The 15,246-nt window shown below is 43.9% G+C and carries 15 protein-coding genes; 11 read left to right on the top strand and 4 right to left on the bottom strand.

Features of this window, described 5'->3' with window-relative positions:
- From KPL72_RS02200 to KPL72_RS02175, 6 genes are all read left to right on the top strand, one after another.
- Positions 1-1,068, top strand: coding sequence for a response regulator (locus KPL72_RS02200; protein WP_219701655.1), 1,068 nt, complete (start codon positions 1-3; stop codon positions 1,066-1,068).
- Positions 1,069-1,229: 161 nt separating this feature from the next.
- The gene (gene ahpC, locus KPL72_RS02195; protein WP_212917346.1) at positions 1,230-1,787 is read left to right on the top strand and encodes an alkyl hydroperoxide reductase subunit C; all 558 of its coding nucleotides are present in this window, start codon (positions 1,230-1,232) and stop codon (positions 1,785-1,787) included.
- A 92-nt stretch (positions 1,788-1,879) separates the two neighbouring features.
- Positions 1,880-3,427 carry an alkyl hydroperoxide reductase subunit F gene (ahpF, locus tag KPL72_RS02190; protein ID WP_219701653.1) on the top strand — a complete coding sequence of 516 codons (1,548 nt, stop codon included), beginning with the start codon at positions 1,880-1,882 and terminating at the stop codon, positions 3,425-3,427.
- Positions 3,428-3,704: 277 nt separating this feature from the next.
- A complete protein-coding gene (locus KPL72_RS02185) occupies positions 3,705-5,333 on the top strand; it encodes a KAP family P-loop NTPase fold protein (RefSeq protein ID WP_219701652.1) in 1,629 nt (542 codons plus the stop codon).
- Positions 5,326-5,511, top strand: coding sequence for a hypothetical protein (locus tag KPL72_RS21160; protein WP_249422046.1), 186 nt, complete (start codon positions 5,326-5,328; stop codon positions 5,509-5,511). Before KPL72_RS02185 ends, KPL72_RS21160 begins: the two co-directional genes overlap by 8 nt.
- Positions 5,512-5,527: 16 nt before the next feature.
- Positions 5,528-5,782 (top strand): type II toxin-antitoxin system Phd/YefM family antitoxin, encoded by a 255-nt coding sequence (locus tag KPL72_RS02175; RefSeq protein ID WP_219701649.1) that lies wholly within the window; start codon positions 5,528-5,530, stop codon positions 5,780-5,782.
- A 78-nt stretch (positions 5,783-5,860) separates the two neighbouring features.
- Here the strand turns inward: KPL72_RS02175 and KPL72_RS02170 are convergent, their stop codons facing one another.
- Positions 5,861-6,613, bottom strand: a complete 753-nt coding sequence (locus KPL72_RS02170) for a 5'-nucleotidase, lipoprotein e(P4) family (RefSeq protein WP_249422045.1) — start codon at positions 6,611-6,613, stop codon at positions 5,861-5,863.
- 197 nt (positions 6,614-6,810) lie between these two features.
- Between KPL72_RS02170 and KPL72_RS02165 the strand changes: the two genes are divergently transcribed.
- The gene (locus KPL72_RS02165; RefSeq protein ID WP_219701646.1) at positions 6,811-7,299 is read left to right on the top strand and encodes a GNAT family N-acetyltransferase; all 489 of its coding nucleotides are present in this window, start codon (positions 6,811-6,813) and stop codon (positions 7,297-7,299) included.
- 6 nt (positions 7,300-7,305) lie between these two features.
- On the opposite strand, the gene KPL72_RS02160 is transcribed toward KPL72_RS02165, so the two are convergent.
- Positions 7,306-8,169, bottom strand: a complete 864-nt coding sequence (locus KPL72_RS02160) for a LysR substrate-binding domain-containing protein (protein ID WP_219701643.1) — start codon at positions 8,167-8,169, stop codon at positions 7,306-7,308.
- A gap of 109 nt (positions 8,170-8,278) precedes the next feature.
- Between KPL72_RS02160 and KPL72_RS02155 the strand changes: the two genes are divergently transcribed.
- Positions 8,279-9,202, top strand: a complete 924-nt coding sequence (locus KPL72_RS02155) for a DMT family transporter (protein ID WP_219701641.1) — start codon at positions 8,279-8,281, stop codon at positions 9,200-9,202.
- 111 nt (positions 9,203-9,313) lie between these two features.
- On the opposite strand, the gene KPL72_RS02150 is transcribed toward KPL72_RS02155, so the two are convergent.
- Positions 9,314-9,652 carry a zinc ribbon domain-containing protein YjdM gene (locus KPL72_RS02150; protein ID WP_212917336.1) on the bottom strand — a complete coding sequence of 113 codons (339 nt, stop codon included), beginning with the start codon at positions 9,650-9,652 and terminating at the stop codon, positions 9,314-9,316.
- A gap of 225 nt (positions 9,653-9,877) precedes the next feature.
- On the opposite strand from KPL72_RS02150, the gene KPL72_RS02145 reads away from it, so the two are divergent.
- The 3 genes from KPL72_RS02145 to KPL72_RS02135 are packed head-to-tail and all read left to right on the top strand — an operon-like array spanning position 9,878 to position 14,267.
- Positions 9,878-11,197 (top strand): DASH family cryptochrome, encoded by a 1,320-nt coding sequence (locus KPL72_RS02145; RefSeq protein WP_219701640.1) that lies wholly within the window; start codon positions 9,878-9,880, stop codon positions 11,195-11,197.
- Positions 11,198-11,208: 11 nt separating this feature from the next.
- Positions 11,209-12,717, top strand: coding sequence for a cryptochrome/deoxyribodipyrimidine photo-lyase family protein (locus KPL72_RS02140; RefSeq protein ID WP_219701639.1), 1,509 nt, complete (start codon positions 11,209-11,211; stop codon positions 12,715-12,717).
- On the top strand, positions 12,714-14,267 hold the full coding sequence (locus tag KPL72_RS02135; protein ID WP_219701637.1) for a cryptochrome/photolyase family protein: 1,554 nt from the start codon (positions 12,714-12,716) through the stop codon (positions 14,265-14,267). The genes KPL72_RS02140 and KPL72_RS02135 overlap by 4 nt, the downstream gene beginning before the upstream one ends.
- A gap of 29 nt (positions 14,268-14,296) precedes the next feature.
- Here KPL72_RS02135 and KPL72_RS02130 read toward each other — a convergent pair whose 3' ends face one another.
- Positions 14,297-15,238, bottom strand: a complete 942-nt coding sequence (locus KPL72_RS02130) for a DMT family transporter (protein ID WP_212917332.1) — start codon at positions 15,236-15,238, stop codon at positions 14,297-14,299.
- Between the last annotated feature and the right edge of the window lie 8 nt (positions 15,239-15,246).

The following is a 15,246-nucleotide window of genomic DNA, read 5'->3' as shown; positions in this document are numbered from 1 at the left end:
ATGATAAAAGCGACGTTTGAGCAATCTAATACCAAACAACCACTAGAAAAACCGACCGTTCTAATCGTTGACGATACGCCAGAAAACATTGACGTTTTAGTCGCCTCCTTAGCAGATGAGTACACGGTAAAAGTTGCACTAAACGGTATGCGAGCATTAACTATTGCCGCAACGATACCACGCCCAGACATCATTCTTTTGGATGTGATGATGCCTAATATGGATGGTTATGAGGTCTGTTATCAGCTCAAAAGAAACCCATCAACCGCAAACATACCCGTCATTTTTGTGACCGCAAAACACGATATCAGAGATGAAGAACGAGGCTTTGCAATGGGAGCGATTGATTACATCGTCAAGCCAATTAGTCCGCCAATCGTTCGCGCTAGAGTTCGCACCCATATTGCTTTGTATGATCAAAACCGCCAACTACTGAAAAAGGTAGCTGAACGCACTCAGGAACTACAAGCAAGCCAACTTCGTATCATCCATCATTTAGGCCGTGCCGTTGAATACAAAGACAACGAAACTGGCGCTCACGTTATTCGTATGAGCCACTATGCTCGACTGATTGCTGAAGCCTATGGCGGAAACGAAGAGTGGATCAATAACCTTTTTCAAGCTGCGCCTATGCATGATGTCGGAAAAATTGGCATCTCAGATACCATTCTTTTAAAACCAGGAAAATTAACACCTGAAGAATGGGAAATCATGAAACTTCATACTGTTTTTGGCGGTGAAATCTTCTCAGAAGACGATGACCAGATGTTACAAATGGCTCGCACCATCGCACTCACCCATCATGAAAAATGGGACGGCAGTGGCTATCCAAAAGGCTTGAAAGGCGAAGATATTCCTTTGGAAGGCCGTATTGTAGCTATTGCCGATGTGCTTGATGCACTAATGTCCAAACGCCCTTACAAAGAAGCTTGGCCGCTTGATAAAGCTCTATCATATATAGAAGAGCACTCTGGCTCACACTTTGATCCAGCACTTACGCCTTTTGTAAAATTAATGGAGCAACAAATCATTGCCATTCGTCAGGAGTATCCGGATGAATCAAGTTAGTTTCCCGCTATAACCAATCATTATTTTCAGTACAGCTTACCTCTCATTAAATAGTTTTTTACAATTACAACTTTAGTTATTAACAATTTTACCTATCGAACCGTTTTCCCTAATATGAGTCCTGTTGGTAACGCACTCAAACACACATTAGGAGAAACAAAATGATCAACACGCAAATCAAACCATTCAATGCAACGGCTTTCAAAAACGGCGAATTCGTAGAAATTTCTGAAAAAGACGTACTAGGTAAATGGGCTGTATTCTTCTTCTACCCAGCTGACTTCACTTTTGTTTGCCCAACTGAACTTGGCGACGTTGCAGACAACTACGCTGAACTTCAATCTCGCGGCGTTGAAGTATTCTCTGTCTCTACAGACACTCACTTCACTCACAAAGCATGGCACGCAAGCTCTGAAACAATCGGCAAAATCCAATACTTCATGGTTGGCGACCAAACTGGCAACATCACTAACAACTTCGGTGTAATGCGTGAAGGCCAAGGTCTTGCAGACCGTGCAACTTTCTTGATCGACCCACAAGGCACAATCCAAGCAATGGAAATCACTGCTGAAGGTATTGGCCGTGACGCACAAGACCTACTTCGCAAAGTAAAAGCTGCACAATACGTAGCCGCTCACCCAGGTGAAGTTTGCCCTGCGAAATGGAAAGAAGGTGAAGCAACATTGACTCCTTCTCTAGACCTAGTTGGCAAAATCTAAGCTGACTGAATAAAGAACCCAAAAGGGGTCATACCAGACCCCTTTTTCTCTCAGCACAGTAAATCACTCAATCAAACACAGGTTTCATCATCATGTTAGAAGCAAACTTAAAACAGCAGTTGGGCACATACCTGCAAAATATCGTTAATCCGATTGAAATTACTGTGTCCACAAACGGTTCCGCAAAATCAGACGAATTACTTGAATTGGCTCGCGAAATCACTGAGCTAAAAAACGACAAAATCACCTTAACGGTTGATGAAAACTCACAAGGTCGTGCACCGCAAATGGCCATCGCGCCAAAAGGCGAATCAGCACGTGTGCGCTTTGCAGGCATTCCAATGGGCCACGAGTTTACCTCTCTCGTACTGGCTCTATTACAAGCAGGTGGCCATCCATCCAAAGCGGCACAAGAGACCCTAGAGCAAATTAAGTCTCTAGACTCTACATTGAACTTTGAGGTGTACATTTCCCTCTCTTGCCACAACTGTCCAGACGTTGTGCAAGCCGTTAACTTAATGGCGGTATTAAACCCTAACATTACCGCGACCATGATCGATGGCTCTTTATTCCAAGACGAAGTAAACGAACGCAACATCATGGCCGTGCCATCTGTGTACCTAAATGGCGAACTCTTTGGCCAAGGTCGCATGACATTGGCAGAGATAATTAACAAAGTAGATACAGGCGCAGCAGACAAACAAGCGGCCGAGTTAGCAGAAAAAGCGCCTTACGACATGCTCGTTGTTGGTGGCGGTCCAGCAGGTGCAGCCGCAGCCATTTATGCAGCTCGTAAAGGCATCCGAACAGGCGTCGTCGCTGAACGTTTTGGTGGACAAGTCAGTGACACCATGGCGATTGAAAACTTCATTTCTGTGAAAGCCACCGACGGCCCGAAATTGGTCGCCGGCCTTGAACAACACGTATTGGATTACGATGTTGACCTAATGAAGCTGCAAAAAGCCGTTCGCCTAGAGAAGAAAGAGTTCATCGAAGTGGAATTGGAAAACGGTGCAATACTACAAAGTAAATCTGTGGTATTAGCGACGGGTGCACGTTGGAGAGAAATGAACGTACCGGGCGAACAAGAATACCGCAACAAGGGCGTAGCTTACTGCCCACATTGTGACGGCCCCTTGTTCAAAGGCAAAAGAACCGCCGTTATCGGTGGTGGTAACTCAGGTATCGAAGCCGCGATTGATTTGGCTGGCATCACTGAACACGTAACGGTTTTTGAATTTGCCGACACCTTGCGTGCCGACGATGTATTGGTGAAAAAAGCCAACTCTTTACCAAACGTCACCATCATCAAAAACGCCATGACAACGGAAGTCATCGGTGATGGACAACGTGTTATTGGCCTAAAATACACAGACCGATTAACCGACGAGTCTCATCTTGTCGACGTGGCTGGGATATTCGTACAAATCGGCTTAGTGCCAAACAGCGAGTTCTTGAAAGACACATTGGAATTAACCAACAGAGGCGAAATCGTCATCAACGCTCATGGCGAAACCTCTATCCCAGGTGTATTTGCCGCTGGTGATGTCACCACAACGCCATATAAACAGATCATCATCTCCATGGGATCTGGCGCAACCGCGGCATTGGGTGCATTTGATTACTTGATTCGTAACTAAGAATCAGTCTTCAACAATACCCGAAGCAATCACACAAACCGCCATCTGGCTTAGCAAGATGGCGGTTTTTTTGTGTTCCTGCAATTAAGTTAGAAACAAACTTCCCGCCTCGCTCCACGCGCAAGCGCGTAAAACCGCTCGGCGTGAATTTGTTTCATCTTAATTAAATTGCAGTAAAGCATAGAAATGAATAGGCTAAATACAAACATTGCTAAACGTCAATTTGACGCTTTCTAAAGTAATACCAACCTATTGATTTATGTAAGGATACTCGTCGATGCCAGAAAAAATCTCTCTCGATTGGTCAGAAAAAGATGTTATCGAAGATGTGTCCTTTCCTAGAGATACATTAAACCGTGCTAAATACGCCGAGTTTTTAACCCAGTTTCTCGTGGGACAAGGTTACGATACGACAAGAGAGTCTGGCGATGAAAAGCGTAATTATGTGCTCAATCTAAACTCCGAATGGGGTTCTGGCAAAACCTACTTTCTAAAGCGTTGGTCTAACGACTTAAAAGCTCACTTCCCTGTTGTTTACATCGATGCATGGCAACAAGACTACTCTGATGATCCTTTGATGACGGCGATTTCATCCATCATCAAACAACTTAGAATGCAGGCAGATATGCCTGAAAATAGCCCAAAGTTCAAACTTCCGAAAAAAGCTTTAGGGCTTCTAAAAGCGGCAGCTCCCGGCTTTGCGCGAAGCATGGCAAAACGCTACTTGGATATGGATCTCGCAGCATTCTTGCAAGCTGACGATGACTCAGAACTTAAAGACGCCAAGGATAGCGAAGGGAAAACCATCGACCTAAGTGAGTTAGCTTCAACAATGGTGAAGCAACTTATTGATGAACATGATGGTAAAAAGAAAGCCATTGATGATTTAAAAATTCATGTGGCGAATTGGGTCAAAACAGTGACAGAAACACAACAACTGTCCTACCCAGCTTTTATCTTTATAGATGAATTAGACCGCTGCCGCCCTAGCTATGCGGTAGAAATGCTCGAAACCATCAAGCACATCTTCGATATAAAAGGCATTGTCTTTGTCGTCGCCACAGACACCGAACAACTGCAACATGCCGTAAAAGCCATTTATGGCGAAGGCTTCGACGCTCGTCTTTATCTTGGCCGATTCTTCAATAGCCGATTTAGCCTAAAAGCACCTGACTTAAAAAGCTTTCTGGAAGTGCATACTGATATTAGCAAATTATCTGGCGAATACCTGAAAAAAGCGGGGATTCAGATCCTGCCGCCAAATGACGATGCAAGCATTACCCTGAGCAATATTTCAGTAATTTTAGACGCGTTTAAAATGCCTCCCAGAACCGCTATTCAAATTGCAGATCGCGTTGTGGCAACCATCTCAAATATGCCTAGCGGCTCAAAGGTTGATATTTTGATGCTGACAACATTGCTGTGCTTTTATGAAGAAGATAATGAGCAATTCAAAAAAATTGTCTCAGGTAATTCCAAAAACTTAATGAATTATTGCGGAGAGCGTTTCGGTAATATCAATGCATCTATGGCTGTAGAGGTTCAGCCACAGAAGTATGATGATTTATTTCATACAAAAAATAACAAAAAATTTGAAATTGATTTTTGCAAATATCTGCAGGAAATATTTGTAAATCACTTTGGAGACAATAACTCCAAAAGTTTTTTTGATCTCTATACTGAAGACCACAATTCAAATGCCGATATAAAAGCAAAGGTAAATAAGGAATTACAATATGATTTCGAGAACTTTTATAATTCCGAAAATAAAAACATTGCACTAAAATGGCTTCAATCTAATTATTTTAATAATAGCTTTGAACAAATTCTAAAAACAACCTATCAAGACTATGTCGAGCTAGCCTCCGCATTAGACCTAATTGAAGAGGACACCAAACATGACTAACAAACACATAGGTTCTTCCTTTGATGATTTCCTTGAAGAGGAAGGCATCTTAGCTGAAACCAACGCTGTGGCTATAAAGCGAGTGGTAGCTTGGCAAATTCAGCAGAAGAGTTTCACCGACTCTTCACAGCCAGTAGGAAAGGCTAAAATCTCTGCATACGGAAAAATTAAACACTGACTTGCAGGAGTAAAATATGGATACGTTAAGTTACTCAGCTTTTAGAGCAAATCTTGCTAGTACATTTGATAAAGTAAATGACGATCATAAGCCTGTACTCATTACTCGTCAGGGCAGGAAGCCGGCTGTGCTGATAAGCTTGGAAGATTTTCAGGCCTATGAAGAAACAGCTTATTTAATGGCGAGTCCTAAAAATGCTTCTCGTTTAAACGCAGCCATTGCGGAAGTGGAAGCAAACAGAACACAGACAAGAGAAAGGATTGAGAAATGATGCTGTTTTGGACAGAAATTGAATAAAAAAGCCAATACAAACCTTAATTCGTATTGGCTGTTTATGTTCTATTCAGCGTTATTTTGCGGCTTTTTCATTCCACGTTTTTAGCTCAGACTTCGACCAAGAACCGTACGAAGCATTGGGCATCACGATCCAGTCGTTACCAAAATGGGCTGCTTCTTTGGCAACCAATCCACGTTGATACTCCGTTGATTTCTTGTTTTTAAATTCTGCAGCAAAATCATGCAGGCTATCGCCAATCAACATAAGAATATCGTGCTCTTTGCGAACGATATCACGACGAGCTTCTTTCGACTTGGTATACAACAACACATTATCACTGCTTACTTGAGCAACATTCAGCTTTTGCAGTGTCTTAAGCGTGTCTGCTTTGTTCTCCTGAAAACGATCTGAGATATAGTAAATTTTCACGCCTTGTTGTGTAACAAAGTCGATGAAATCTTTAGCCCCTGGGATCAAGGTCGGTTCGCCTTTTTGCTCCCAATCACTCCAAGTATCCCAAGAAGTGTAATCGTGGCAGTTATTTACATCACGAACTAATAATGGCGTGTTGTCTATCACTGTTTCATCAAGATCTAATACCACCGCAGGTTTTTTATCTGAATGATGATTCGCTAAGAGCTGGATAAAACGCTGTGTTGCAAACTGGTATGCCTGCAACTGCAGCGCCATGACCTCGGCAGATTGCTGCTGATAACGCAGCGCCATATTGTATTCTTTTGGTGTACAACTAGTATCTTCAGCAGCAAACGTAACACTGCTCAACAGTGGTAAGGCAACTAGAATAGATGCGGTAATTTTTCCCATAAAATAGCTCTCCATGTGCGTATAACGAATTAAAGTGACATTTTTATTAAACACGCATTTAATTATAACTCAAAACTATTTTTCTCTTTTTCCTTATTTCAGCACTATAAAAAAAGCGCTTATACCCAGTAAAAAATAGCAAAGTGCGCGGAAAAACGGTTAGATTAGATTGATGTACGAAGCTAGTGGAAATAGAAATGGATAAGCAAATTAATAACCGCATGAAGGTCTCTTTCCTCGCTGACGAGAAGCACTTTATTCCGACAATTGCTCAGTGGTATTTCGAGGAATGGGCACATTTAACGCAGGGAATATCACAAGAAGACATTGAGATAAAAGTCGCAAAGGTGGCGGAAAGTAGAGCCGCGCTCCCCATCTCTTTTGTCTTGCATGACCATGACGAGCTACTTGCTGTGGCGGAACTGAAGTTCCATGAACATCCTAAATTTCCCGATTACAAGCATTGGCTTGGAGGCGTTTTTGTGCCAGCCGATAAACGCGGCAGAGGCTACGCCACAACAGTGTTACAACAGGCTTTGAAGCACGCTAAAACTCAACAGATCACTTCTTTGTATTTGCAGTGCGAACAGCACAATATTCGCCTGTATTTGAAATACGGCTTCGAGGTGATACATAGTTTGAACGATAAGGGTGTTGATAAAGCAGTTATGGTCAAAGCGCTTTAAACTGTTTCAAACTACCTGCTCTGGTAACCCCAAGGTACATTCCACAAACGCACTGATTGCGCTTGAAGGGTTGTCTTTGCGGGAAACCAAGTAAGTTGGCGCATGGGCTATATCCTGATCAACCGTTCGGAAAGCCAGCCCTTCGGTTTTATGTAATGACAAGAGTGAGCGCGGCACCATGCCGATGCCCATTCCGGCGATGACGCAGCTGATCATGGTGTAATAACTAGGAATTTCGATAATGCGCTCGCAAGTGTGTTCTTGCCTTTTGAGCCATTTTTCTAGTCGACCTCGATAGGAGCACCCCTTGTTGTAACCCACCATGGTGAGCGAATCGGGCAACTCTGGTTGGTCGCCCCAAGCTGCGGGCATGATAAGTACCAACTCTTCGTCATAGCAGTGCACACAAGATAGCCTTGGATCATCTGGTGGATCAGCTGACATCACTAGATCCAACTCCCCTTCCAATACTCGCTCGATTAGCGGCATGGAAGCAGAGGTCATCAGTTCAATCTGGACCGCAGGATAAGTATCGTGATAACGGGAAAGTACATTGGGCAATCGCGAAGCAGCACTGCTTTCCATGGAACCCAATCGTAATAATCCCGAAGGTTCTGCTTGAGTTAGCTCGGCAATGGCACTTTTTTGTAGCTGCAGAATTTTATCGGTGTAATCCAATAATCTCAGTCCCGCCGAGGTGACAGACAGGCGATTATTTTCTCGTAAAAAGAGGTCAACATTGAGTTCACCTTCTAGTTTTTTAAGTCGTGCAGTGACATTCGAGGGCACTCGATGCAAAGCTTCTGCGGCTCGGGTAACGCCTTTGTGTTCTACCACAGCCTTAAAAACAATCAGATCTGAAATATCCATGTCGCCGTCTCTTTCATATTTAATGAAGGCTTTGTTCTTTATTATTCATTATTAATGAAAGAACAATAACCCTATACTGGAAAAAAATCAAAACCGAGAGGATAAAGAAATGAATAGATCAAATGTAGAATCCTCATTACCAATTGCTGGCGTAGCGTACGCGTTAGCAGCTGTTGCTATATGGACAGGTTTTATCTTGGTGTCGAAAGCGGGCGCTTTGGGAGCTTTAGCCTTACCAGACATGATGATGGTGCGCTTTGGCACCGCATTTGTGTTGTTTTTTCCGTTTATTTGGCAACACCGTAAAACCATCTTGCAATGGCGTATGTTTGCGTTAGGCAGTATTGGTGGTTTGGCTTACGCTTTATTTGTATTTAATGGCTTTCAGCATGCGCCAGCAACACACGCAGCTCTTTTATTACCAGGTTTAATGCCGATCATGATCGCAGTGTTAGCTTACTTTTTAGCAAATGAGCGTCACACTAGGGCGTCTTGGATTGGCATTTTAATAAGCAGTTTAGGCATTCTCGCCTTACTAGCTGAAACCATGCTATCAGGCGCATCTTATTGGCTAGGAGATATCAGCTTTGTAATCGCCTGCGTCTTTTGGGGAATTTTCACTGTGCTGTTACGTCGTTGGAAGTTTGCGCCTTGGCAAGCAACATTAGGCATTATTGCTGTCACAACCCTGCTCTTTACCCCTGCGTATATCTTGTTTTTGCCACATCATTTGACAGATGCTTCTTGGGAAATGATTGGTTTACAGGCTTTCTACCAAGGCGTGATGGCAACCACAGTACAAATGGTATTTTACGGACGTGCCGTGCATATTTTAGGTGCTACTAAAATGGGTGGATTGATGGCCTTAGTTCCTGTGTTTGCCAGCGTGTTGGCCGTACCTATTTTTGGCGAACAATGGACGCTAGGATTAACCATTGCCTTAGTACTGATTTTAACTGGTACCATTATTGGCAATATTCGATTCGCCAAATGGCGTCAGCATTTGCTCTGTCGAGCAGCTATGAAAAGCTAGACGTTATACATTCTGCTTAAGCTATAAAGCATAAAAAAACCGCCTCCTGACTGAGCCAGAAGGCGGTTTTCATTTTGAAGAAGTTCTATCGTTAAATCGCAGGTTAGCTATTTAGGAAGATTTCTTCACGAACTGAGATTTCAGCATCATTTCGCCGCCGCCATCTAATTTGCAATCAATATCGTGGTCGCCATCGACAAGGCGTTTAATAGTCGCTTTAGTGCCGATTTTTAGCACTTGAGAAGAGCCTTTTACTTTCAGGTCTTTCGCCAACGTCACTTTATCGCCTTCTTGCAATAAGTTGCCGCCCATGTCTTTGATAATGAGCGCATCTTCATCAACCACAACTTCATTTGGGTTCCATTCATGCGCGCACTCTGGGCAAATCAACATAGCTTGATCTTCATACACGTAAGCGGAATCGCATTTTGGGCAATTTGGAAGACTCATATTTATCACTACCTTCTAACGTAAACGGGAAAATTTCACGCATTATAACCCTATTTTCGTTATGGTTTTTGCTTGCCAATAAAAATAATTTAATTAGACGGTATTCAGTCTTTAAAGCAAAACCATCCGAAATGATCAATACAAAGCAGATTTGCATCTTATTTAAACCAATGTTCTCTTAAATACGTACTAAGGTTAATTGACTCAAATAAATAGGAATTTGTAATGAAGCTAGGTGTGATTTGGTTCGGAGATGATTTGCGCTGTGCAGATCAGAACATGCTATGGAGAGCAGTTCAGGAGGTCGATTACCTTGTCTGCCTTTATTGCGATGAGCCTCATAACAATCGCCCTAGCCGATATGCAACGCAAGGCATGTCTGCCAATCGCCGACGATTTTTAGATCAAGGTCTTCAAGATTTAGCGCTGCAGTTACAAGCCTTGGGGCAAACTTTATTCGTCAGTTCCATGGATGCGGCCACCAGCTTAAATTTACTTCTCAACGAAGTACCAATTTCACATCTATATCGTAATCATCATGGCGGTTGGGACGAGCAACAAACACTCAAGCGGATCGCCAGCCGATACCCTGACGTGCGTATTCATCTGGACCATGGTTTGAGCTTATTTTCGACATCTCAGCTGCCATTTGATGTAACGTATTTACCGGATTCTTTTTCAAAATTCCGTCGATTAGTTGAGAGCTTAAACACTTTTACGCCCTTACCTGCCTTGCAAGAACTACCACCAGCACCGGATTTCGACATTCAACGCATTCGTCCTTTGAAGCTTAAGCAAATAGACGACAGCTGCGCATTCAAAGGCGGAGAGCAAGCCGCAATAGATCAGCTGAGCGATTACTTCTCAACCAATCTCCCAAGCCTTTATAAAGAAACACGTAACGAATTAGACGGCTGGGAAAACTCCACTAAGTTTTCGCCATGGTTGGCTCAAGGCAGTTTGTCTGCCAGACAAATCAAAGCCAGTATAGACGTTTACGAGCGAGATAATGGTGCAAGCGAATCAACCTATTGGATTTATTTCGAACTGCTGTGGCGCGAGTATTTTCATTGGTATGCGACTCGTTACGGCAAGCAACTTTTCTTGCCCGGTGGCTTAACAGAAAAGCAAAACCAAGGCAGTTATTACGCAGAGCGTTTTAGAAAATGGAGTCAAGGTAATACGCCTTATCCATTGGTGAACGCTTGTATGAAACAACTAAATGAAACGGGCTTTATGAGCAACCGAGGTCGCCAAATTGCCGCCAGCTGTTTGATCTATGAATTAGGCATAGATTGGCGTTATGGCGCCGCCTATTTTGAAGAACAATTGATCGACTACAGTGTTGGCTCAAACTGGGGCAATTGGCAATACATCGCGGGCGTCGGAGCAGACCCAAGAGGTGGCCGTCACTTCAATTTGCAAAAGCAAACCGAACAATACGACCCAAACCAGCATTTTATTCATAAATGGCAAGGCCAAGTCTACGATACACAATTGGATTCAGTCGATGCGGCTGACTGGCCGATTTATCCGACCGGATGAGCAACCACCAAATGACTGAAAATATTGCTGTAAAACCTGTTGTTGTTTGGCTTAAGCGAGATTTGCGCTTAAGCGATCATCTGCCTCTTGCATCGGCCATTGCGCAAAACAGACCCATTATTTTGCTATACATCTTTGAACCTAGCCTTATCACTGATCCGCATTACAGTGAGCGCCACTGGCGCTTTGTCTGGCAATCTTTAGACGATATGAATCGTCAACTCGCCGAATATGGTGGACACATACATATTGTTTGGCAAGAAGCCTTACCGGCTCTTGAGGTGCTCCATGCAACCACGCAGTTTGAAGCATTATTCAGTAGTGAAGAAATTGGCATTGGGCTCACCTTTCAGCGCGATATAGCGGTTAAATCTTGGTGTCAGCAACGCAATATATCTTGGCACGAATCTCCAACTGGCGCAGTGATACGACCACTCGATAACAGAAAAAACTGGGATGAAGATTGGCAAAAAGTCATGCGCGCGCCCTTGGCAAACATCGAACTTGAAGCGATAACTTGGTATGAGATAAACACGCCAACGCTTACGATTCCAGCCCCATGGCAAACACCCCAAAAAGGTATTCAAACAGGCGGTCCAACATTGGCGTGGAAAACCTTAGACAGCTTCTATGAAGGGCGCGGCAAAGACTATTATCGGTCTATTTCCAGTCCTCTTAGTAGTCGATCAGCTTGCACTCGGCTGTCGCCCTATTTAGCGTGGGGAAATATCAGCATAAAAGAAGTCTATCAAGACCTGCTGTCTCGCTGGAAAACGGCTGGCTGGAAACGTACGCTCATCGCACTCAGCTCTCGATTACATTGGCACTGCCATTTCATGCAAAAATTCGAAAGCGAATGCCGCATGGAATTTCAGCATGTTAATCGAGCTTACGCCCACTTCCCTTATAGGCAAGATGATCAAGTCGAAGCAGACTTAATTGCTTGGCAACAAGGTCAAACGGGTTATCCAATTGTTGATGCTTGTATGCGAGCTTTGCATAAAACGGGTTACATTAATTTTCGCATGCGCGCCATGCTCGTCAGCTTTCTATGTCATCACTTAAATATTGATTGGCGCTTTGGCGTGCATCACCTAGCAAGATTGTTTCTCGATTTTGAGCCGGGGATTCACTACCCACAATTTCAAATGCAAGCTGGCGTCACTGGCTCAAATGCCATTCGAATTTATAACCCCGTAAAACAGTCTCAAGACCAAGATCCAGATGGCGAGTTTATTCGCCGTTGGGTGCCGGAATTGGCTGAAGTACCTGCTCCGTTGATACACTCTCCTTGGGAAATGTCACCAATGGAAGAAGCCTTATATCAATTCAAAATTAGTGAAAACTATCCGGCGCCCATTGTCAGCCTTAAAGAAGCTTCAAAAGAAGCCCGTGATCGCCTTTGGGGGTATCGGGAACAGCCAAATGTACAACAAGAAAAACAGCGTATTTTAGCAACCCATGTTCGTTCGAAGAGTCGGGCAAAATCCAGACAATCGCAACCAAGGAAGTCTTCATGAAACAGTTTCACACGCTGCGCGTTATTCTTGGCGATCAATTAAACGCCGCTCACTCTTGGTTTAAAGCACAAGATAAAGGTGTGCTATATCTGATCGCTGAACTGCACCCAGAAGCCACCTATGTCACACATCACATTCAAAAGCTGTGTGCGTTTTTCCTTGCCATGGAACGCTTTGCCAGCGCCTTAAAAGAGAACGGTCATGACGTGTGTTACCTCACTTTGGATGACACTCAAAATCAGAGCCTAGAAGAAGTGATTTTAAGCCTCGCCAAACAACATAATATTGACCATGTAGAACTGCAACGTCCTGATGAATATCGCGTCTTACAGCAATATCATCAGTTGATCGCGAGCAACCCAAAGCCCAAAATTAGGATGATCGATAGCGAGCACTTCTTATTACCATTCAACGAGATACCTAACTTTTTCCAGGCAAAAAGCACCGTTCGTATGGAGCATTTTTACCGTAAAATGCGCCAGCGCTTTAACATATTGATGGCCGATGAAAGAGAACCTGAAGGCGGACAATGGAACTACGACAGCGCCAATCGCAATAAACTCAAAGCAAAAGATCTCGACGACATTCCAGCGCCCTTGTGTTTTCAGCATGATGTGACACATTTACTTGAACGCATTCAACGTCACAATATTCCTTCCCTTGGCAAAGCAGAATCCGATTTACTTTGGCCTGTCACCAGCCAAGACGCGCTGAATTTACTCACCTTTTTCTGCGAGCATTTGCTGCCGAATTTTGGCCGTTTTCAAGACGCCATGACTAACCAAACACCGCACAGTTGGAGCTTGTACCATTCACGTCTGTCTTTTGCCCTCAATGCGAAATTGATCAGCCCAAAGCATGTGATAAAAGCCGCTATTGCGGCTTATCAAGAAAACGACAATATCGACATCGCTCAAATCGAAGGCTTCGTGCGGCAAATCCTCGGCTGGCGCGAATATGTGCGTGGCATGTATTGGATCAATATGCCTGATTACCAACAACAAAATGCCCTAAACGCTGAGCGAGATTTGCCCAGCTATTTCTGGAACGGGCAGACTAAGATGAAATGCCTTGCCAGCGCCATTGGACAGTCTCTCGATTATGCTTATGCGCATCATATTCAACGCTTGATGGTGACGGGCAACTTTTGCTTATTAACCGAAATTCAGCCGCAGCAAGTCGACGAATGGTATTTAGGCATTTACGTAGACGCCTTGGAATGGGTGGAGTTGCCCAATACGCGCGGCATGAGCCAATTTGCCGATGGCGGTTGGATTGCCTCCAAACCTTACGCGGCAAGCGGAAGTTATATGCAGAAAATGAGCGATTACTGCGGTAATTGTCATTACAAGGTAAAAGAGAAAACCAGCGAAGAATCTTGCCCTCTCAACAGCTTATATTGGCGCTTCATGGTGAAGCATCGAGAACGCCTGGCGAAAAATCATCGCATAGGTATGATTTACGGCAATTGGGATAAGCAAGACGACGCGCAAAAGCACGCCGTCTTAGAAAGAGCCGAATGGTGTTTGGAAAACATTGAATCGCTGTAATTTCTACTTTTTACCTTCTGATTGAAAGTTTAATTAACCGATGTAGCTTCTTGGCGATTAAAACGCTGTTGCTGCCATTTAACGATTCTTGGCAGTAACAAACCGGCAATCACAATCGCTACTCCTAATAGCTGCAAGCTTGTTACAGTTTGACCGTAAGCAAATGCCGTCAACGCCGCAAAGACAGGGACAAAATTAAAGAACAACGAAGCGTTCGCCGCACCTAGCTGTTTAACGCCAGAAATCCACAACAAGTAACCACCAACAGTACCAAACACACCGATGAACAATAAATCACCCAACACATAACCACTAATCGCTAAACTTTCTTGCAGTGGATGAACCTCAGCACTAAAAGCCGTGACCAAAGAGATCACACCTAGCCCTGATAGCATGCCAACTAGAGTATAAGGAATCATTGGCATCCAGCGGCTCACACCTTGCGTTAAATAGGTATAAAGACTCCAGCACAGCATACCCAAAAAGATCATTTGATCACCGTGATTAAACTCAAAACCCAACAAGCGTTTTAGCTCGCCATTGGTTAACACCAGCAACACGCCGGATAAACAAACCACCAAACTAAAAACCGCACCGCGTGCTGGCAGTTTGCGTTGCAACAAAGAGCCAATCAAAGACGTGGCCAAGGGACTAAGCGCCATGATCAAGGCGCCATTGCTGGCATCTGTTTGCGCCAAACCAGTAAACAAACCCAGATTCAATCCACCAACACCAATGATAGAAACGCCAATCGCCCACGCCCATTGTTTTGCCGTTAAGCTAGGCATCGACATGTTTTTCCACTTGGCATAAATAAACAAACAAACAGCAGCAATGGCAAAACGCCAAATGACCAAAGTCAGCGCGTGCACTTCTCCCAACGCATGCTTACCAACAGGAAAACAAGCTCCCCAAAAAAACGTGCATAGCAACAATAGTAATACGGCATTGGTATTCGCCGAACGGTTCATATCTTTCT

This window comes from Marinomonas lutimaris (assembly GCF_019426345.1).
In the GTDB taxonomy this organism is placed as follows: domain Bacteria; phylum Pseudomonadota; class Gammaproteobacteria; order Pseudomonadales; family Marinomonadaceae; genus Marinomonas; species Marinomonas lutimaris.
Note: the sequence above shows the minus strand (reverse complement) of the source record. Positions and strands in the feature narration are given on the sequence as shown.